The 18,929-nt window shown below is 29.4% G+C and carries 20 protein-coding genes; 17 read left to right on the forward strand and 3 right to left on the reverse strand.

Going from position 1 to position 18,929, the window contains the following annotated elements:
- The first annotated feature begins 75 nt into the window (after positions 1 to 75).
- The 12 genes from WAO56_RS04705 to gpmA are packed head-to-tail and all read left to right on the forward strand — an operon-like array spanning position 76 to position 10,330.
- On the forward strand, positions 76 to 402 hold the full coding sequence (locus WAO56_RS04705; RefSeq protein WP_422145109.1) for a hypothetical protein: 327 nt from the start codon (positions 76 to 78) through the stop codon (positions 400 to 402).
- Positions 389 to 2,347, forward strand: a complete 1,959-nt coding sequence (locus WAO56_RS04710) for a V-type ATP synthase subunit I (protein ID WP_422145110.1) — start codon at positions 389 to 391, stop codon at positions 2,345 to 2,347. Before WAO56_RS04705 ends, WAO56_RS04710 begins: the two co-directional genes overlap by 14 nt.
- Positions 2,348 to 2,358: 11 nt before the next feature.
- Positions 2,359 to 2,829, forward strand: coding sequence for a V-type ATP synthase subunit K (locus WAO56_RS04715; protein WP_422145111.1), 471 nt, complete (start codon positions 2,359 to 2,361; stop codon positions 2,827 to 2,829).
- A gap of 11 nt (positions 2,830 to 2,840) precedes the next feature.
- Complete coding sequence (locus tag WAO56_RS04720; protein WP_422145112.1) at positions 2,841 to 3,395, forward strand: V-type ATP synthase subunit E; 555 nt, start codon at positions 2,841 to 2,843, stop codon at positions 3,393 to 3,395.
- Positions 3,396 to 3,404: 9 nt separating this feature from the next.
- The gene (locus tag WAO56_RS04725) at positions 3,405 to 4,406 is read left to right on the forward strand and encodes a V-type ATP synthase subunit C (RefSeq protein ID WP_422145113.1); all 1,002 of its coding nucleotides are present in this window, start codon (positions 3,405 to 3,407) and stop codon (positions 4,404 to 4,406) included.
- Positions 4,399 to 4,707 (forward strand): V-type ATP synthase subunit F, encoded by a 309-nt coding sequence (locus tag WAO56_RS04730; RefSeq protein ID WP_422145114.1) that lies wholly within the window; start codon positions 4,399 to 4,401, stop codon positions 4,705 to 4,707. The genes WAO56_RS04725 and WAO56_RS04730 overlap by 8 nt, the downstream gene beginning before the upstream one ends.
- A gap of 15 nt (positions 4,708 to 4,722) precedes the next feature.
- Positions 4,723 to 6,495, forward strand: coding sequence for a V-type ATP synthase subunit A (locus tag WAO56_RS04735; protein ID WP_422145115.1), 1,773 nt, complete (start codon positions 4,723 to 4,725; stop codon positions 6,493 to 6,495).
- Positions 6,488 to 7,873 carry a V-type ATP synthase subunit B gene (locus WAO56_RS04740; RefSeq protein WP_422145116.1) on the forward strand — a complete coding sequence of 462 codons (1,386 nt, stop codon included), beginning with the start codon at positions 6,488 to 6,490 and terminating at the stop codon, positions 7,871 to 7,873. The genes WAO56_RS04735 and WAO56_RS04740 overlap by 8 nt, the downstream gene beginning before the upstream one ends.
- Positions 7,874 to 8,512 (forward strand): V-type ATP synthase subunit D, encoded by a 639-nt coding sequence (locus tag WAO56_RS04745; protein WP_422145117.1) that lies wholly within the window; start codon positions 7,874 to 7,876, stop codon positions 8,510 to 8,512.
- Positions 8,513 to 8,570: 58 nt separating this feature from the next.
- Entirely contained in the window at positions 8,571 to 9,074 is a 504-nt protein-coding gene (locus WAO56_RS04750; protein ID WP_422145118.1) for an ECF transporter S component, read from the forward strand.
- On the forward strand, positions 9,075 to 9,608 hold the full coding sequence (locus WAO56_RS04755) for a folate family ECF transporter S component (protein WP_422145119.1): 534 nt from the start codon (positions 9,075 to 9,077) through the stop codon (positions 9,606 to 9,608). It begins immediately after the preceding gene.
- Between the two features lie 44 nt (positions 9,609 to 9,652).
- Positions 9,653 to 10,330, forward strand: coding sequence for a 2,3-diphosphoglycerate-dependent phosphoglycerate mutase (gpmA, locus tag WAO56_RS04760; protein WP_422145120.1), 678 nt, complete (start codon positions 9,653 to 9,655; stop codon positions 10,328 to 10,330).
- Positions 10,331 to 10,369: 39 nt separating this feature from the next.
- Here the strand turns inward: gpmA and WAO56_RS04765 are convergent, their stop codons facing one another.
- The gene (locus WAO56_RS04765; RefSeq protein ID WP_422145121.1) at positions 10,370 to 10,786 is read right to left on the reverse strand and encodes a Fur family transcriptional regulator; all 417 of its coding nucleotides are present in this window, start codon (positions 10,784 to 10,786) and stop codon (positions 10,370 to 10,372) included.
- Between the two features lie 127 nt (positions 10,787 to 10,913).
- On the opposite strand from WAO56_RS04765, the gene uraA reads away from it, so the two are divergent.
- Positions 10,914 to 12,173, forward strand: coding sequence for a uracil permease (gene uraA / locus WAO56_RS04770; protein WP_422145122.1), 1,260 nt, complete (start codon positions 10,914 to 10,916; stop codon positions 12,171 to 12,173).
- 19 nt (positions 12,174 to 12,192) lie between these two features.
- On the opposite strand, the gene WAO56_RS04775 is transcribed toward uraA, so the two are convergent.
- Both WAO56_RS04775 and WAO56_RS04780 read right to left on the reverse strand, forming a co-directional pair.
- Positions 12,193 to 13,110: a ribonuclease H-like domain-containing protein gene (locus WAO56_RS04775; RefSeq protein WP_422145123.1), complete on the reverse strand. Its 918-nt coding sequence runs from the start codon at positions 13,108 to 13,110 to the stop codon at positions 12,193 to 12,195.
- The gene (locus WAO56_RS04780) at positions 13,110 to 15,128 is read right to left on the reverse strand and encodes a cell wall-binding repeat-containing protein (protein ID WP_422145124.1); all 2,019 of its coding nucleotides are present in this window, start codon (positions 15,126 to 15,128) and stop codon (positions 13,110 to 13,112) included. The genes WAO56_RS04775 and WAO56_RS04780 overlap by 1 nt, the downstream gene beginning before the upstream one ends.
- A gap of 93 nt (positions 15,129 to 15,221) precedes the next feature.
- Here WAO56_RS04780 and WAO56_RS04785 point away from each other — a divergent pair, with 93 nt between their 5' ends.
- Genes WAO56_RS04785 through WAO56_RS04800 form a run of 4 tightly spaced genes read left to right on the forward strand, consistent with a single transcriptional unit; the run spans position 15,222 to position 18,907 of the window.
- The gene (locus WAO56_RS04785) at positions 15,222 to 16,355 is read left to right on the forward strand and encodes a cysteine desulfurase family protein (protein WP_422145125.1); all 1,134 of its coding nucleotides are present in this window, start codon (positions 15,222 to 15,224) and stop codon (positions 16,353 to 16,355) included.
- Positions 16,355 to 17,524 (forward strand): tRNA uracil 4-sulfurtransferase ThiI, encoded by a 1,170-nt coding sequence (gene thiI / locus WAO56_RS04790; protein ID WP_422145126.1) that lies wholly within the window; start codon positions 16,355 to 16,357, stop codon positions 17,522 to 17,524. The genes WAO56_RS04785 and thiI overlap by 1 nt, the downstream gene beginning before the upstream one ends.
- A gap of 10 nt (positions 17,525 to 17,534) precedes the next feature.
- Complete coding sequence (locus tag WAO56_RS04795) at positions 17,535 to 18,098, forward strand: LemA family protein (protein WP_422145127.1); 564 nt, start codon at positions 17,535 to 17,537, stop codon at positions 18,096 to 18,098.
- Between the two features lie 8 nt (positions 18,099 to 18,106).
- On the forward strand, positions 18,107 to 18,907 hold the full coding sequence (locus WAO56_RS04800) for a TPM domain-containing protein (RefSeq protein WP_422145128.1): 801 nt from the start codon (positions 18,107 to 18,109) through the stop codon (positions 18,905 to 18,907).
- Positions 18,908 to 18,929 lie beyond the last annotated feature (22 nt).

Genomic DNA, 18,929 nt, shown 5'->3' on the forward strand with positions numbered 1-18,929 from the left:
CTACAAATGTTGTAATCTAGTCATTGCCATAAGTATGTAAAATTCTGAAATCGTTATCAACAAGGGGGTGAATATATGTCATCCAATGCAATCAATAAAATTAAAGATGCTGAGATTAAAGCTGAGACTTTAGTTAATGATGCAAAGGATAAGTCGTTTGAAATTCAAGAACAGATGAAAGTTCAAGGTAAGGAAAAATACGATGAAATTGTTAAAGAAGCTGAACTTGAAAGACAAAAGATTCTTGAGCTTGCTAAGAAGAAAAGTAAAGAAATAGAAGCTCCTATATTGAAAAATGCAGAAAATGAATCTCAAAAAATTTTAAATACAAATGGTGATGATTTAAATAGTATTGCAGATTCTATTGTAGAGAGGATTGTGAAGAATTATGGCAATAGTTAAAATGAGTAAATTTAATTTACTTGCATTTAATTATGATAGGAGTAATCTTCTAAAAGAACTTCAAGACTTTGAATTTGTACATTTTAATAATTTGTCTAAGTCAGATGAAGAAAAATTTGAATCACTAGAACAGGTTATAGTAGATAATGAAGTAAATGCTGTAAATGAAGAGCTTACTAAAGTAAATTGGTCAATTGATCTATTATCGAAATATAAGGAAAAAGATGGTATGCTTAAATCTTTAAAAGAAGGCGTGGCTACCTATTCCTTTGAAGAAATTAAAGAAAAAGGTAGTAAGTTTGATTTTAAACCAATTTATAAAAATCTACTAAGAGCAAGTGATATTATTGAGAACAACAAACAAGAGATACATAATAAGAAACTCAAAATAGATGAGTTGAAAGTTTGGAGTTCAATTAATATTCCTATAGCTGAACTATATGGATTCAAAAAGGTTTTTGTAACTACCGGTGTTGTTCCAAGTCGTTATATGGAGAATTTAAGAAATGACTATAAGGATATAGACAATGCTGTAATTGAGGTTGTTAGCGAAGACAAGGGAAATGTCTATATTGTATTTATTAGCAACTTGGAAGAAAAAAGTAGGGATTTAGAAATATTAAGAAAAAATGGATTTAACAGCGTAAGAATAAATACTAGTGGCATAGTTAAAGAAGATATTTCTAAGTTACAAAAAGATTTAGAAAATAGTAATAAAATAATATTACAACAAGAGGATATTATTAAAGATAATGTCAAATTTTTAGAAGATATTGAAGTTTACTATGAATTTTTAACAAATGTAAGATTAAGAGAAACTTCAGTAGAAAACTTTGTTAAAACAGACAGAGTAAATGTAATAGAAGGTTATGTTCCTACAGATTTAGAAGAAGAATTTAAAACAAGAGTAAATAAAATATTAGAAGATAGGTATTATTTAGAAGTAGAAGAAGCAGATAAAGATGATCCAAATGTTCCAATTATATTAAAGAATGGAAAATTTGCAGGAGCTTTTGAATCTTTAACAGTAATGTACTCTTTACCAAAATATAATGAAATAGATCCTACACCTTTATTTGCACCATTTTATGCATTTTTTGCAGGTATGATGGTTGGCGATTTTGGATATGGTGCTTTCTTATTTATAGGTACCTTAATAGCATTGAAATTTTTCAATCTTAAAGAGGGTATGAGAAATAATATTAAATTTTTCAATTACCTAAGTATTACAACAATGTTCTGGGGGTTAATATATGCTTCTGCATTTGGTATGTCTTTACCTTATAAAGCATTATTAAATCCAGGTGAACAACCGATGCCAGTAATAATTGTATCTTTAATATTTGGAGGAATTCATATATTTTTCGCCTTAGGTATCAAAGCCTATATGCAAATTAGAGATAAAGATGTATTAGGAGCAATATTTGATGTTGGTTTTTGGTATATGGCATTAATTGGAATGATTATGGCCCTATTAGGATATGCTGGAGTTGTAGGTAGCTCTATAACTAAGATAGGTGCAGGATTATTAATTGCTGGCTTAATAGGTATACTATTAACAAATGGTAGGGAAGCTAAAACACCTGTTGGAAAATTTTTCCTAGGTTTAAACGAGGTTTATGGTATTACAAGTTATGTTGGAGATTTTGTATCTTATTTAAGATTAATGGCATTAGGACTTTCAGGAAGTTTTATTGCATTAGCAGTAAACCAAATAGTTGGTATGTTATTTGGAGCAGGAATAGCTGGGATATTAGCAGGTGTAGTAATTTTCCTAGTTTTCCAATTGTTCAATATATTCTTATCATACTTAAGTGCTTATGTTCACTCAGCAAGACTTATTTATGTAGAAATGTTTAATAAATTCTATGAAGGTGGAGGTAAAGCCTTTAAGGGATTAGTAGAAAAATCTAAATATTTTAATATTAAAAAAGAAAATAATTAGGAGGAATTATAATGACTGAATTTTTTATTGAAAATGGTGGAGTTGTTTTTACAGCATTAGCAGTAGCATTAGCAGTATTTTTATCTGGTATGGGATCAGCAAAAGGTGTTGGAATGGCAGGGGAAGCAGCTGCAGGTATAGTTATAGAAGAACCGGAAAAGTTTGGTAAGTCCTTAGTACTTCAATTATTACCAGGTACTCAAGGTTTATATGGTTTCGTAATTGGACTTTTAATCTTATTTAAAATACCTGAAGGAGTTACTTTAGCACAAGGATTATATTATGTTGGAGCAGCATTACCTGTTGGAATTGGTGGTTTAACCTCAGCAATAGCACAAGCTAAAGTATCAGTAGCTGGTTTAAATATATTAGCTAAAAATGAAGAGCAACAAGCTAAAGGTATAGTTTTTGCAGTAATGGTTGAGATGTATGCAATATTAGCATTTGCTATTTCATTCTTAATGGTTTCACAACAAATATAGGATGTGAGAAAATGTCAAATTTAGACAATATTATTCAAACTATTTTACAAGATGCTGAAGCTGAAAGTGAAAAGATTTTGAATGAAGCTGAAAATAATAAAAATAAACATATATCTGAAATGGAAAAACAAGCTAAGGAAAGAAAAGAGGAAATAATTTCCAAAGCTAATGAAGAAGCTGAACAATTAGTTGATAAAACAACTAATAATGCTAATTTGAAGGCAAGGGATTCTTTACTTATAGCTAAACAAGAGGTAATTTCTAAAATAATAGATATAGTTAAAGAAAAACTTAAAAATATTGATGATAAATCCTATACAGATATTCTACTTAAAACAATAAAATCTTCAAATGTTGGAGATGATGTTGAAATAATGGTTCAAAAAAACAGAGTAGATGTTGTAAAATCATTAGGATTAAAAAATAAGATTTCAGATAAATATGTAGAAAGTGGATTTTCTATATTAGAGGGAAATTCTGTATTAAATAATGACTTTTCAAGTTTAGTAGACTATATGAAAGATGACTTGGAAAGCTATATAGCTGAAAAGTTATTTTCGGAATAGGAGGGAATGATGGATAGAAATAAGTTTATCCAAAGTTCTACAACAACAAGAATCTATGAAAAAAGCCTACTTACTAAAAGTCAATTAGAAAGAATGATAGAATCTGACTCCTTAGATGATGCTTTAAGGCTTTTAAACGATACCGTATATCAAGCTAGTGTAAGTAAGCTAGAAAGAAGTGAAGATTATGAAATTGCATTAAAGGATGCATTAAATAATACCTTCAGAACTTTTTATGAATTATTACCTAGTCCTGAAGTAGTTGATTTAATATCAATGAAATATGAGTATCACAATTTAAAAGTTATTCTTAAAGAAAAAATAAGTGGATTAAATTATTCTAGAATGTATATTAATTTTGGAAATTTTGATTTTGAAAAATTAAAAGAAGAATTTGCAACAGGTGATAGATCATCTCTAGATGATAGATATTCTGGAGTTATAAATGCAGTATATGATGAGTTCTTAGAATATAAGGATCCACAAAATATAGATATTTTAATAGATAAGGAATATTTTAAAAATCTAAAGGAAGTAGCAGAAGAATTAGATATTGATTTATTTAAAATCTATGTTGAAGATTTAATAGATTTTACTAATATTAGAACACTATTAAGATGTCAGAATCAAAAGAGAGATTTGAATTTTTTAGACAGAGTTATAATCGAAGGTGGGGCTATACCGAAGGATAAGTATAGAGATTTCCTTTTTAGTAAAATTGATGAAAACAGTGCTTTGTTTAAAAGTTCTAGAATTTATTATCATTTAAGAGAAAGTCTAAAAGAATATAATATGACAAAAAGTCTTTCAGATTTTGAAAAAAGTATGGATGATTATCTGGTAGAAGTTATAAAAGAGGCAAAAAAAATTACATATGGTCCTGAAGTTGCTTTTGCTTATTTACTGGCAAAGGAAAATGAAGTTAAGAACCTAAGAATTATTTTTGTTTCTAAGCTTAATAATCTACCGGCAAAATTTACTAGAGAAAGGTTACGTGAGTGTTATGTATAAAGTAGCCGTAGTAGGAGATAGAGATTCAGTTCTTGGTTTTAGAGCTTTAGGAGTTCATGTATATATAGCTTATGAAGCTACGGAAGCTAGAAAAGTAGTTGACGGTATAGCAAAAGATGGTTACGGTGTAATATTTATTACAGAGCAACTAGCTAGTTTAATACCGGAGACTATTGAAAGATATAATGCAGAAATTACGCCAGCCGTAATATTAATACCATCAAATCAAGGAACTTTGAATATTGGTATGGAAAATATTAATAAAAACGTAGAAAGAGCGGTTGGATCTAATATTTTATAAAGGAGAGAGCTTATATTGAAAGCAGGAAAAATAATAAAAGTTTCCGGACCTTTAGTTGTAGCTGAAGGAATGGAAGATGCAAACGTATATGATGTTGTTGAAGTTTCAGAAGATAAGCTCATTGGAGAAATTATAGAAATGAGAGGCGACAAAGCCTCTATTCAAGTATATGAAGAAACTACTGGTATAGGACCTGGAGATACCGTTATAACAACAGGATCTCCGTTATCAATAGAATTAGGACCAGGTTTAATTGAGCAGATGTTTGATGGAATTCAAAGACCCTTACAAGCTCTTCAAGATGCAGCAGGAGACTTCTTAACAAAAGGTGTAGAGGTAAATGCATTAGACAGAGAAAAGAAATGGGATTTTGTTCCAGTTGCAAAAGTAGGAGATACTTTAAAGCCAGGTGATGTTATTGGTACTGTTCAAGAAACACCTATAGTTAATCATAAAATAATGGTTCCAATGGGAGTAGAAGGTACTTTAACTAAAATAGAAGAAGGTAGTTTTTCAGTTGATAAGGTAGTAGCTGTTATTAAAACTGAAAATGGTGAAAAAGAATTAACTATGATTCAAAAGTGGCCAGTTAGACAAGGTAGACCGTATAAGAAAAAACTGGATCCAACAGAACCATTAGTTACAGGACAAAGGGTTATTGACACATTCTTCCCTGTTACTAAAGGGGGAGCTGCAGCTATACCAGGACCTTTCGGTTCAGGTAAAACAGTAGTTCAACATCAATTGGCTAAATGGGCCGATGCTGAAATAGTTGTATATGTAGGTTGTGGAGAACGTGGAAACGAAATGACTGACGTACTTATGGAGTTCCCGGAAATTATTGACCCAAAAACAGGCGAATCACTAATGAAAAGAACAGTACTTATTGCAAATACATCAAATATGCCTGTTGCAGCAAGGGAAGCATCAATTTATACAGGAATAACAATATCAGAATACTTTAGAGATATGGGATATTCAGTAGCAATGATGGCAGATTCAACATCAAGATGGGCAGAGGCTCTTAGAGAAATGTCAGGACGTCTTGAAGAGATGCCTGGTGACGAAGGTTACCCTGCATACCTAGCATCAAGAATAGCAGACTTTTATGAAAGAGCGGGAAAAGTTGAATGCTTAGGTGATGATGATAGAATCGGAGCTTTAACAGTAATCGGAGCTGTATCACCTCCTGGAGGAGATATTTCTGAACCTGTTTCTCAATCAACATTGAGAATTGTAAAAGTTTTCTGGGGACTTGATTATGCACTATCCTATAGCCGTCATTTCCCAGCTATTAACTGGTTAAACTCATATTCTCTATACCAAACTAAAGTTGATAAATATTTAGATGAAAATGTAAATGAGAATTTCTCAAGAGATAGAATTAGAGCTATGGCATTGTTACAAGAAGAATCTGGACTTCAAGAGATAGTTAGACTTGTAGGTAGAGATGCACTTTCAGATGGAGATCAATTAAAACTTGAAATTACTAAATCCATTAGAGAAGACTTTTTACAACAAAATGCTTTCCATGAAGTAGACACCTATTGTTCATTGGATAAACAGTATAAAATGCTAGATGTTATTTTAGAATTTTATGATTTAGCATTAGAAGCTTTAGATAAAGGTGTTTATACTTCTGAAATAGAAACTATGCCAATTAAAGATAGAATAGCAAGAGCTAAAAATATTCCAGAAAATGAATTAAATAAATTTGATGAATTAAAAGAAGATTTAAAAGTTGAATTTAAAAAATTAGTGGAAAAGGGAGGGACTGTAAATGCTTAAGGATTATAAATCTGTAACGGAAGTAGTAGGCCCTCTCATGGTAGTAGAAGGTGTTGATGGAGTTAAATATGAAGAACTTGTAGATATTCAATTACAAAATGGTGAAAAAAGAAGAGGCCGTGTTATTGAAATTGAAGAAGATAAAGCAATGGTTCAAATCTTTGAAGGTTCTTCAGGGATTAACTTAAGGGACACAACTGTTAGATTTTTAGGTAGACCTTTAGAGTTAGGTGTTTCAGGCGATATGATAGGTAGGGTATTTGATGGTTTAGGTTCTCCAATGGATAATGGACCTAAAATCATACCTGAAAAGAAAATAGATATTAACGGTTCACCTATTAATCCAGTATCTAGAGATTATCCTTCTGAATTTATTCAAACGGGAATTTCCACTATAGATGGATTAAATACTTTAGTTAGAGGACAAAAGCTACCTATATTCTCAGCTTCAGGACTTCCACACAACAATGTTGCAGTACAAATTGCTAGACAAGCTAAAGTTTTAGGTAAAGGTGACAAGTTTGCTGTAGTTTTCGCTGCAATGGGAATTACTTTTGAGGAAGCACAATTCTTTATAGATGATTTTACTGAAACAGGAGCTATTGATAGAGCTGTATTATTTATGAATCTGGCAAATGACCCTGCCATAGAAAGACTTGCAACACCTAAAATGGCACTTACATGTGCTGAGTACTTAGCTTTTGAAAAAGGAATGCATGTTCTTGTTATTTTAACAGATATGACTAACTATGCAGAAGCACTTCGTGAAGTTTCAGCAGCTAGAAAGGAAGTTCCAGGTCGTAGAGGTTATCCAGGATATTTATATACCGACCTTTCTACAATATATGAAAGAGCTGGAAGAATTAAAGGAAGAAATGGTTCAATAACTCAAATACCAATTTTAACAATGCCTGAAGAGGATATTACACATCCTATTCCAGACTTAACAGGTTATATTACAGAAGGACAAATAATATTATCAAGAGATTTATATAAGTCCGGTATTGAGCCTCCAATTTTTGTTATTCCTTCACTTTCAAGATTGAAAGATAAGGGTATTGGTAAAGGCAAAACAAGAGAAGATCATGCTGATACAATGAACCAAATATATGCAGGATATGCATCTGGTAGAGAAGCAAGAGACTTAGCTGTTATTCTTGGAGAAAGTGCATTATCTGAAGCAGATAAGGCCTTTTCAAAATTTGCTGAAGAATTTGAAAAAGAATATGTAAATCAAGGTTATTATAACAATAGATCCATAGAAGAAACATTAAATCTTGGTTGGAAATTATTAAGATTAATTCCAAGATCTGAACTAAAGAGAATAAGGGATGAATATTTAGATAAATATTTGGATGACTCTCAAGGGGATGATTAGATGGCTAAGCTAAATGTAAATCCTACTAGAATGGTCTTATCGGAATTAAAAGAAAGACTAGCTACTTCTACTAGGGGACATAAATTATTGAAAGATAAGCAAGATGAGTTAATGAGACGTTTTATTAGCTTAATTAGGAAAAATAAGGAATTAAGACTTGAAGTAGAAGAAGAGTTAAGTAATTCCTTTAAAGATTTTTTGCTTGCATCTGCTATAATGAGTCCGGAATTTCTTGATGAAGCTGTTTCTTTTCCAAAAGAAAATATAGATGTTGATATTACTACAAAAAATATAATGAGTGTGAATATACCTGTTATGAAATTTATTAAGACTGAAATAGATGATACAGGAAGTATTTATCCTTATGGTTATGCTCAAACTTCAGCTGATTTAGATTATGCAATAGAGGGTTTAGACAAGGTTATGGATAAACTTCTAGAATTAGCAGAAGTAGAAAAAGCTTGTCAGTTAATGGCAAAAGAGCTAGAAAAGACAAGAAGAAGAGTAAATGCATTGGAATATAGAACAATTCCAGACTTAGAGGAAACTATAAAATATATTCGTAGTAAATTAGACGAAAATGAAAGAGCAACAATAACAAGATTAATGAAGGTTAAAGATATTATTCAAGAAAAATAGCAAACACAACACTTAGTGTTGTGTTTGCTTTTTCTTGAATTATTTGGAGTGTTTGTTTATGGATAATAAATTAAAAAAATTAATTTATTGTGCTTTATTAACTTCATTGGTAATAATAGGTACAATAATTATAAGAATTCCAATTCCAGCAGTTTCAGGATACATAAATTTTGGAGATTTGTTCATCTTTTTAGGAGCAAGTTTATTTGGACCTGCCATAGGAGCTTTATCTGGTGGAATAGGATCAGCCCTAGCTGATATTTTGTCCGGTGGAGCACAATGGGCAATATTTTCCTTAATTATAAAGGGATTAATGGGATTTATTGTAGGACAATTTGCCTATAAGAGTAAATTTTATGGAATTAAAAATTTAATTGGAATAATTTTAGCGATAATTATTCTCGTTATTGGGTATTATATATCTGGATCGTTAATAATAGGAAGTTTTATTACTGGTTTAACATCAATACCTTATGATTTATTGCAAGGAGTTATTTCCTCTGTTATATATTTTATTATAGGTAGAAGAATATTAAAATTGAAGTTTAAAAAAGGTGAGTAAATGTCAATTATAAAAGAGTGGTTTAATATTAAAGAGCTTAAAAATGTAAGAAATTTAGTTATATGTGCAATAATGATAGCTTTGAATGTAGTGTTGAGTCTATTTGAAATACCCTTATTTGGAAATACTATAATGATAGGTTTTCAATTTTTAGCCTTAGTTGTTGTAGGTTATTTATATGGACCTATGCCGGCAGTAATAGTAGGGGGAATAGGTGATATTATAGGAGCAGTAATGTTTCCTAAAGGTTTATTTTTTATAGGATTTACCTTAAATGCTATGGTAGAAGGGTTTATATATGGTGTGTTTTTTCATAAGAAACAAATTAGTCTTAAAAGAATAGTTGTTGCATTTTTTATACAACTTATATTAGTTTCTTTTATAATGACACCAACTTGGATTTATATATTATATTCTAAAAATTTATTATTAACTAAGGCAATATATATAACTAAAATTGGGAAATATCCAATAGATGTATTAATCACTTATTTATTTTTGAAAATATTAAATAAAAGTGGGGTATTAAAGTAATAAATATCTATTTAATTATATAATTTTATTAAGGAGCAGATATTATGAAAAAAATAGTTTTTGTTAGACATGGTCAAAGTGAATGGAATTTAGAAAATAAATTTACAGGCTGGGTCGATGTAGATTTAAGTGATGAGGGATATAAACAAGCAGAAAATGCTGGTAAAAAAATTAAAGAAGCAGGAATTGAATTTGATCTAGCTTTTACTTCAGTTTTGAAGAGAGCTATTAAAACCTGTCATATTGTGCTAGAAGAGTCAAATCAACTATGGATTCCAGAAATCAAATCTTGGAGATTAAATGAAAGACATTATGGCGCTTTACAGGGATTAAATAAAAAAGAAACTGCAGAAAAATATGGTGATGAAAAAGTTCATCAATGGAGAAGATCCTATGATGTACTTCCTCCACTATTAAGTACTGAAGAACAGGTATTTGATAGAAAATATGCAAATTTACCAAAAGGAACCGTTCCACTTGGTGAGAATTTAAAAGTTACACTGGAAAGAGTAATACCTTTTTGGGAAGATCAGATAGCTCCTTTAGTACTAGATAATAAAACAGTTTTAGTTGCGGCTCACGGAAATTCACTAAGAGCGTTAGTGAAACATATAGAAGGCATTTCTGATGATGAAATAATGAAATTGGAAATACCAACAGGTGAACCTTTAGTATTAGAATTAAATGATGATTTAACAGTAAGTAAAAAATATTATCTATAAATAAAAAATCCAGTTGCAAATTTGCAACTGGATTTTTTATTATATTTCAATTTCTTGACATTTTGGACAAGTACCACTTAAATATACATTTTTACTATCGATTTCAAAATCCTTTAATTCTTCAGAATCTATTAAATTATAAGGAAAATTAAAATTATATATAGTACCACATTTCTTACATTTAAAATGTCCATGGGGATCAGTTACTATATCGTATCTAATTTCCGTATTTTCAATTTTAATTTCATCTACAATTTTTGCCTTAACAAATGATTTCAAAGTATTATATACTGTTGTTTTAGAAAGTGTTGGAATAATAGGGCATAGATTAATATATATTTCATCAACAGTAGGATGTGTATGATTTAAATTAAGATATTCTAGGATTTTTAATCTTTGAAATGTAGGCTTAATATTTGCGTCAATCAACATATTTTTCAAGTTATTAGTATCCATATTATCACCCTTTGTAATTATTACAATAAGTCTATCATTACATAAATGGAAAGTCAAATTGAAAGCTTGTAAAAATCAATATTACATTGTAAAATGATAAAGATTAAAGAATATTAAAGGAGGAAATATGTCAAAGAGAATTATAGATGTAGATGAAAAAGTACCTTTTGGAATGTTGGTGCCACTAAGTATACAGCATACATTTGCTATGTTTGGTGCATCGGTATTAGTTCCTATTGTTTTGAAATTTGATCCAGCTATTGTTTTATTAATGAATGGTATAGGAACATTATTATTTATTCTAATTACTAAAAAGAAAGCACCAGCTTACTTAGGCTCCAGTTTTGCTTTTTTAGGACCAGCTGGAATAATAATTAATTCAATGGGAGCAGAGTATGCTCAAGGGGCTTTTGTTGCTATTGGAATTTTAGGTTGTTTATTAGCTTTAATTATTTATAAGTTTGGAACTGATTGGATTAATGTTGTTCTACCTCCAGCTGCAATGGGAGCAGTAGTTTCGTTAATAGGTTTTGAACTTGCAGGAGCTACAGTTAAAGGTGGACAAATTGGTGCAGAAATTATGACTGAAAATGCTTCAATGGAGCACATAGTTGTATTTTTAGTTACTTTATTGGTAGCTGTAATCGGCTCGGTAATATTTAAAAAATTCTTAGCTACTATTCCAATTTTAATAGCTATTATAGTAGGATACTTAGTGGCTTTTGCCTTAGATTTAGTTGACTTTACACCTGTTTTAGAAGCTAAGTTATTTACTCTACCTACATTTAGATTACCGGCTTTTGATATGAAGGCTATACTTACAATGTTACCTGTTATTTTAGTTATTACATCGGAACATATTAGTCATCAGGTAGTTACTAGTAATATTATTGGTAAAAACTTAATAAAGGACCCAGGACTTCATAGAAGTATATTTGCAGATAACTTTTCAACTGCTGTATCTGGAATGGTGGGAGGAGTACCAACTACTACTTATGGAGAAAATATTGGAGTAATGGCAGTTACAGGAGTATATTCTGTTTATGTTATAGCCGGTGCTGCAGTTATATCTATTTTAATGGCGTTTATAGGGCCGTTATCAGCTTTAATTCAAACAATACCAGGAGATGTTATAGGTGGCGTTACATTTTTATTATATGGAATGATAGGTTCATCAGGAATAAGATTATTAGTAGATGAAAAAGTTGATTATAGTAAATCTAAGAATTTAATATTAACATCAGTGGTGTTTGTAACAGGATTAAGTGGTTTACAAGTTAATTTTGCAGGAATACAATTATCAGGAATGGTATTGTCCTCATTAGTAGCGGTAATTTTAAGTCTTTTATTTTATATATTTGATAGATTAGGTTTAATGAATGAATAAAAATATAAAAACTATGCTTTTAGGCATAGTTTTTTATATTTTTTAAACTGTTAATTACAATATTTTTAATAAGCTCTATATTATATTTTTCATCTATAAATATAGGTATAAGATTATCTTTAATATTAGGATAGATGTTTTTTATATTAAAAACATCTGGATAAATTACACAAGTAGCATTTGTTTTAAAATCAATTAAACCAGTAAGAGCTTTAAATTTTAAAATTAAAAAATTTTCACTATTAGCAATTGAATAATATTTAGAATTAAATTCCAAGTCTAAAGTATTTTTTTGCAAATTATATAAGGAAATATTTAAAATATTTTTACTTATTTTAAAATTATAAGGAGCTACTTTAAAGTTTAGTCCATAAATACTAAAATCTATAGTATTTTTTATTAATTTTTCCATTAAAGAATTAAATATTTCGTATCTGTATATTACAGATAGTCTGCCTTCATAAAGTAGTTTTTCCAAAAAATTAGAATCTTTGTTTTCTAAATAAGTTTTGTATAATTTTATATTATCCTTAATATTTCCTAAGTTATAATTTTTACTAGATAAATTTGTATATACATTTTTTATACTATAACTATTTAGAGGATTAAAATTATATTTTTTTAAAAATAAATAAGTGTCAAAACTGCTCCTATATATTAAATCTAAAGAATTCTTCTTTAACAGCTCTTTTAAAAATGGTAGGTCAAAGGATTCACCGTTAAAAGTTATTAATTTTCTATTATCGATAATATTAATAAATTCTTCTAAGTCTTCTTTAGAATTTTCATCAATAAAATATTGGATAATTTGATTTTCACCTGTTATTAAATTAATTAAAAATATTTTATTCTTTTTACGATTAATACCTGTTGTATTAATTGAAAGAACAATTTCGTCCTTTTTTAAATTATTTATAAATTCGTTACTATATTTCATTATCTTATTACTACTGCAAACTTTCTATAATTATATAATCTTTCTACAGTGCTACGATTTTTCCAATAATAAAATGATTTATTTCTATTAGCTCCAGCTTTTTCATGATTATAAGGATCTGCAATGTAAAAAGAATCGGCTTTAGGGTCGTATCCTGTAATTAAAACAACATGATTATTCCAAATCCTTCTAGTATTTTTACCTTCAATAGGCAATGTTTTATAGGTTGGATTATTCCAAAATAATGTAACATAAGCAACAACAGTATTACCATTTTGGATTTCTCGAATTATATCGTTAATAGTTGCACCTTGAATATTAACAACATTACCATATTTCTTTCCATAATTAGCTAAAGGCTCAGGATCTATTGTTTGGAATTTATCAGATACAGAATTATAAGGTATTCCAACATATCCTTTTTGTGGATTACTAGAATGTTTTGGCATATTATCTAAAAATGCTCTTAATCCAGTATCTGTGTAGCCCTTACCTTGTAGTCCCATTAGAAGAGAGGTTGGCTCACAACCATTTGGGGCATATACAGGTTTTAATTGACTTATATATGGCACCTTATTGACAACTTTTCCAAAAGTTGTTGGGGAATAGTTTGAAAAATATTTTTTCTCTACCCAACCGGTAGTTGTATCATAATTTACTTTTGCCCAAGTATCATTTTGTTCTAAAACTTTAAGGATTAAATTATTAGTAAATTTTCCAACTACTTTAGAATTCAAATCCGGAGAAATATAGGTATTTTGTTCGCTGTTAATTACAACATATTCACCAAGACTTATAGGTTTTGCATTATTTACTATGTCCTGTCCTAAAATAAGCCTTTCAATATTATTCATAGTATTTGCAGCAATAGTGTTAACACCACCTAGTACTATTGCCTTTGTAATATCATTATTTTTAATATAGTTAATAACTGAATTATCAATAACATATTTCTCTACTAGTAGTATTGGTGCGTTAATCTTTTGTGCCAATGTAGAAGCCGATAATGCGTCTGGAAAAGATTCACCAGAAGCTATTATTACAGTTCCATTATTTGTAACGCTAGATGCAACTTTTACACTTGTGTCAAATCTATTAGAACCAGATATTCTATTAATAGTGTTTAAATTTGTAGTATTTTTAACCTTATTTAGTACATCATTACTAATGGTTGAAGTTCCACCTACTAAATTTATACTATTTCCAGTAAATTCCTGAAGAGAATATAGAAGACTATTAGAAATTTTATTTTTAGTAGTAAGTACTAAATCAGCCTTGTTTTTAGCTAATATAGAAGCTGATAGTGCATCTGGGAAAAATTCACCAGAAGCTATTATTAAATTGTTGTTAAGGGTTTTCTTACTTATTTGAACAGAAGTGTCAAACCTATCAGCTCCAGAAATACGAGTTACTTTTTCCACATTTTCTATATTATTTAATTGGTTTTCCACACTTAAACTAATTGAGTTTTTTCCACCTAAAATAATAACTTCACTAGCCTTTAATCTTGTTATTTCATTTATAATGGAATTATTAATTGATCCATCAACTAAAAGTATAGGATATTCTCCAAAGGTTAAACTAGAGCCGCTTAAAGCATCTGCATATTTTCTTGCATCGGCAATTATTACCTTATCTGCTTGAATATTTTGAAACTTACTTATAGATATGGCTGTTTCTACTCTGGTACTTCCGGAAATTCTTTTAATTATATTACTGGAATTTAAAAAATCCTCTAAAACAGAACCTTCATCAACAGAGTTATCTACATTTGCACCATATAGACTTTCATTTGGACTTAAGTCTTCTTTAGCATTAGTAGGATTAGTAGGGGATATTTCATCCTTAATTGTTGTTTCTAAGGTTTCTTCTTCATTCTCGTCTGAAAATTCTTCATAGGTAGAAACAGTCTTGTCCTTTGTTTCTACATCGGACAATTCATCTGCATATGAAATATTAAAGGAATTAACTAAAATAGTTGATAGTAAAAGTAATGATAATATTTTTTTCTTTTTCATTTAAACCTCCATAAGTGTTATTTTAGTAGTATAATACATATAGTTATTATAACATTAAAAAAATATAATATTATAGAATATAAAGAGGTAGTTATGATATATTTAGATAATGCAGCAACTACAAAAGTTGATGATATTGCAATAGAAAAAATGATAGATGTAATGAAAAATAATTTCGGAAATCCCTCTGCCTTATATGATTTTGGTCATAAGGCAGAAAAAATTTTAAATAATGCCAGAAAATTATTAGCAGATTCGTTAGGTGTAAAGGAAAAGGAAATTTATTTCACCTCTTCTGGAACAGAAAGTAATAATATTGCTATTTTAGGAAATTATTCAGGAAATAAAAATGATGAATATATTACTACTGAAATAGAGCATTCTTCTGTTTTTAATCCATACCATGAAATTAGTGAAAGAAAAGTTATTGTTTTGAAAGTAAATTCTAAGGGTTATATTAATTTAGAAGATTTAGAAAAGGCAATTAATAAAAATACTAAATTGGTTTCAATTATGCATGTTAATAATGAATTAGGAACTATACAGGATTTAGAAAAAATTGGCGAAATAATTAAAAGAAAAAATAGAAACACAATTTTTCATGTTGATGGAATTCAGGGATTTGGGAAAATTCCTATAGATATTAATAAATGTAAAATTGACATATACACAATAAGTGGCCATAAGATACATGGACCTAAAGGAATAGGCGCCATATATATAAAAGATGGTTTAAAAATAAAACCAATATTATTTGGTGGTGGTCAGGAGAGAAATATTTCTCCCGGTACTGAAAATATTCCGGGAATAGTTGCTTTAGGGGAAATGTCTAAAGTAGCATATGAAAATATGAACAGTAATTTTGACAAAGTTTATAATATTAAAAAATATTTAATGGAAAAGTTATTAAATATAGAAGATACTATTATAAATTCAACTTTAGAAAACTCCAGTCCCTATATTTTAAGTGTGTCTTTTAAAGATATAAGAGCAGAGGTTTTGTTACATTATTTAGAAATGGAAGAAATATATATTTCAACAGGTTCTGCTTGTGGAAGAAATAAAAAAAGCAGAGTAGTTGAAGCTATTAATTTACCTAAAGGCTATGAAGATGGTACAATAAGAATATCTTTTTCAAAATATACAAGAATTGAAGAAATAGATATTTTTTATAATAGTTTGGTAAAATATATTAAAGAAATTAGAAGTATTATTAGGAGGAATTAATGGACTGGTATATATCAGTTAGTTTTGGGGAATTAACCTTAAAGGGAAGTAATAGAAGAGTTTTTGAAGATAGAGCAGTAAAGAAGGTGTTAAATTCTATAAAGGAATTTAATATTGAGAAACATTATAAGGAACAGGGGAAACTTTATATTAAGGCAAATAAAGAAGATTTTCCGGAAATGATAAAATCAATTAAAAAGGTTTTTGGAATAATATATATTAGCCCTTGTTTAAAGGTTGAAAAAGACATTGAAAAAATGGAAAAAGGAATTGTAGAATTTGTAAGGGAAAAAAATCTTACAGAGGAAGCTAGCTTTAAAGTAGAAGTAAATAGAGTTGATAAGAGTTTTAAGTTTAAATCGCCGGAATTAAATCCTAGATTAGGAGGAGCGGTTTTAAAACAATTTGGAAATCTATTAAAGGTAGATGTTCATAATCCTGATTTTAAAATTTATGTTGATGTAAAACAAAATGTTTATATTTATTCAGATAGAACTAAAGGCTGGGGAGGTTTGCCTATAGGAAGTTCCGGAAGAGGACTTTTACTTTTATCCGGTGGAATAGATAGTCCTGTTGCAGGTTTTTTACTTGCTAAAAGAGGGGTGGAAATATCGGCACTACATTTTCACAGTTATCCTTTTACTTCAGATAGGTCTGTAGAAAAAGTTAAGGATTTAGCTAAACAATTATCCTACTATACAGGGAAAATTACTATGTATAGTATTAATTTACTACCTATTCAAAAAGAGATTAATGAAAAATGTAGAGAAAGGGAAATGACTATACTATCCCGAAGATTTATGATGAGAATAGGTGAAAAACTATCACAAAAATATGAATATGATGCATTAATTACAGGTGAAAGCCTAGGTCAAGTTGCAAGTCAAACTATTCAAGGGGTTTCTGTAATAAACCAAGCTGTAGAAATGCCGATATTAAGACCTTTAATTGCAATGGATAAAACAGAAATAATAGAAATATCCAGAGAAATAGGAACATATGAAACTTCAATTTTACCTTTTGAAGATTGTTGCACTGTATTTTTACCAAGAAGACCTGTAACAAAACCTAGACTTAGAGATATACAAGCAAGTGAAAAGAATTTGGATATAGATAAATTAGTAGATGATGCAATAGAGAAAATGGAAATATTTAAAATAGAGGAATAAGGAGAAAGTAATGAAAAATAAGAAGATTTTAGTACCAATAATAATTATTTTGGTTATACTTGCTGGAATAGGCCTAATGCTTATTGGGCCATATAATAACTTAGTAGGCTTAGATGAAAATGTAAATAACTCCTATGCAGATGTTCAAACGGCAGTTCAAAGAAGGGCTGATTTAATACCGAGTTTAGTTAATACAGTTAAGGGATATGCTACTCATGAGGAAGAGACTTTAACAAATATTACTGAAGCAAGGTCAGGAATCGATAAGGCAAAATCACCGGAAGAACTAGCACAGGCAAATGAAAATTTAACAAGGGCTATTAATATAGCAGTTGAAGCTTATCCAGATTTAAAGGCTAATCAAAACTTTCTAAGTTTACAAGATGAACTAGCAGGAACAGAAAATAGAATAGCTGTAGCAAGAAAAGACTATAATGCTGTTGTAAAAACATATAATGCAAAAGTAAGAAGATTTCCTACATCAATAATCGCCGGAATAATGGGTTTTGAAAAAGCTGAATATTTTGAAGCACCGGAATCAGCACAGGACGCACCGGAAGTTAATTTCGACTAGGATTTTTTATGAAAAAGAAATTAGTTATCTTAGTAACGCTATTAACTATTTTTATTAGCAATGTATCTTTTGCTATTCCTAATCCAACTAGCGATTTTTATGTTTATGATGAAATGAATGTTATTTCTAATAGCACTAAAGAACATATTATGAATACAAATATAGAAATTGAAGGAAAAACTAAGGCACAAATAGTAGTAGCTACTATAAATGATTTAGAAGGAATCCCCAGAGAAGATTATGCATTACAAATGTATAGGAAATTTGGTATAGGTGATAAGGAAGAAAACAATGGAGTTTTAATTCTACTAGGTTATGAACCTTTAGATGACAAATACCAAGTTAGAATAGAAGTAGGCTATGGTTTAGAAGGAATATTAAATGATGCAAAAGTTGGTCGTATAATAGATGAATATATGCTTCCATATTTTGACAGAGATAATAAATCCACTTTTGATGAAGGTCTAAAAGAAGGGTTTAATGCAGTTGTTTCTCAGGTAATACAGGAATATAACATTGAAATAGAGGGAAATTATTCAGACTATGTAGAAGACTTAGAGAAAACGTCAGAGGATAATTTTTCTGTAGGTAAAATTATTGGAATAATAATTGTTATAATTGTTATTAGCTCTATATTTGGCAGCAATAATTTTAATGGTCCTAGTAGTGGAAGTAGAAGAAGATACTACCGTGGTGGTTATTACGGTGGCTTTGGAGGATTTGGAGGCTCCGGTGGCAGAGGTACCGGTGGAGGATTCTCCGGAGGAGGAGGCTCATCTGGTGGTGGAGGAGCTGGAAGAAGTTTTTAAAGACTTAGGCAAGTATATTATA

This window comes from Miniphocaeibacter sp., from assembly GCF_049276255.1.
Taxonomy (GTDB): Bacteria; Bacillota; Clostridia; order Tissierellales; family Peptoniphilaceae; genus Miniphocaeibacter.

Bases quoted from the DNA above. Each gene is read 5' to 3' on its own strand.
- WAO56_RS04795 (WP_422145127.1), top strand. From the start codon at position 17,535: ATGAAAAATAAGAAGATTTTAGTACCAATAATAATTATTTTGGTTATA.
- WAO56_RS04800 (WP_422145128.1), top strand. From the start codon at position 18,107: ATGAAAAAGAAATTAGTTATCTTAGTAACGCTATTAACTATTTTTATT.
- uraA (WP_422145122.1), top strand. From the start codon at position 10,914: ATGTCAAAGAGAATTATAGATGTAGATGAAAAAGTACCTTTTGGAATG.
- WAO56_RS04755 (WP_422145119.1), top strand. From the start codon at position 9,075: ATGTCAATTATAAAAGAGTGGTTTAATATTAAAGAGCTTAAAAATGTA.
- WAO56_RS04715 (WP_422145111.1), top strand. From the start codon at position 2,359: ATGACTGAATTTTTTATTGAAAATGGTGGAGTTGTTTTTACAGCATTA.
- WAO56_RS04765 (WP_422145121.1), bottom strand. From the start codon at position 10,786: ATGGATACTAATAACTTGAAAAATATGTTGATTGACGCAAATATTAAG.
- WAO56_RS04720 (WP_422145112.1), top strand. From the start codon at position 2,841: ATGTCAAATTTAGACAATATTATTCAAACTATTTTACAAGATGCTGAA.
- WAO56_RS04710 (WP_422145110.1), top strand. From the start codon at position 389: ATGGCAATAGTTAAAATGAGTAAATTTAATTTACTTGCATTTAATTAT.
- gpmA (WP_422145120.1), top strand. From the start codon at position 9,653: ATGAAAAAAATAGTTTTTGTTAGACATGGTCAAAGTGAATGGAATTTA.
- WAO56_RS04780 (WP_422145124.1), bottom strand. From the start codon at position 15,128: ATGAAAAAGAAAAAAATATTATCATTACTTTTACTATCAACTATTTTA.
- WAO56_RS04745 (WP_422145117.1), top strand. From the start codon at position 7,874: ATGGCTAAGCTAAATGTAAATCCTACTAGAATGGTCTTATCGGAATTA.
- thiI (WP_422145126.1), top strand. From the start codon at position 16,355: ATGGACTGGTATATATCAGTTAGTTTTGGGGAATTAACCTTAAAGGGA.
- WAO56_RS04740 (WP_422145116.1), top strand. From the start codon at position 6,488: ATGCTTAAGGATTATAAATCTGTAACGGAAGTAGTAGGCCCTCTCATG.
- WAO56_RS04785 (WP_422145125.1), top strand. From the start codon at position 15,222: ATGATATATTTAGATAATGCAGCAACTACAAAAGTTGATGATATTGCA.
- WAO56_RS04750 (WP_422145118.1), top strand. From the start codon at position 8,571: ATGGATAATAAATTAAAAAAATTAATTTATTGTGCTTTATTAACTTCA.
- WAO56_RS04730 (WP_422145114.1), top strand. From the start codon at position 4,399: ATGTATAAAGTAGCCGTAGTAGGAGATAGAGATTCAGTTCTTGGTTTT.
- WAO56_RS04705 (WP_422145109.1), top strand. From the start codon at position 76: ATGTCATCCAATGCAATCAATAAAATTAAAGATGCTGAGATTAAAGCT.
- WAO56_RS04775 (WP_422145123.1), bottom strand. From the start codon at position 13,110: ATGAAATATAGTAACGAATTTATAAATAATTTAAAAAAGGACGAAATT.
- WAO56_RS04725 (WP_422145113.1), top strand. From the start codon at position 3,405: ATGGATAGAAATAAGTTTATCCAAAGTTCTACAACAACAAGAATCTAT.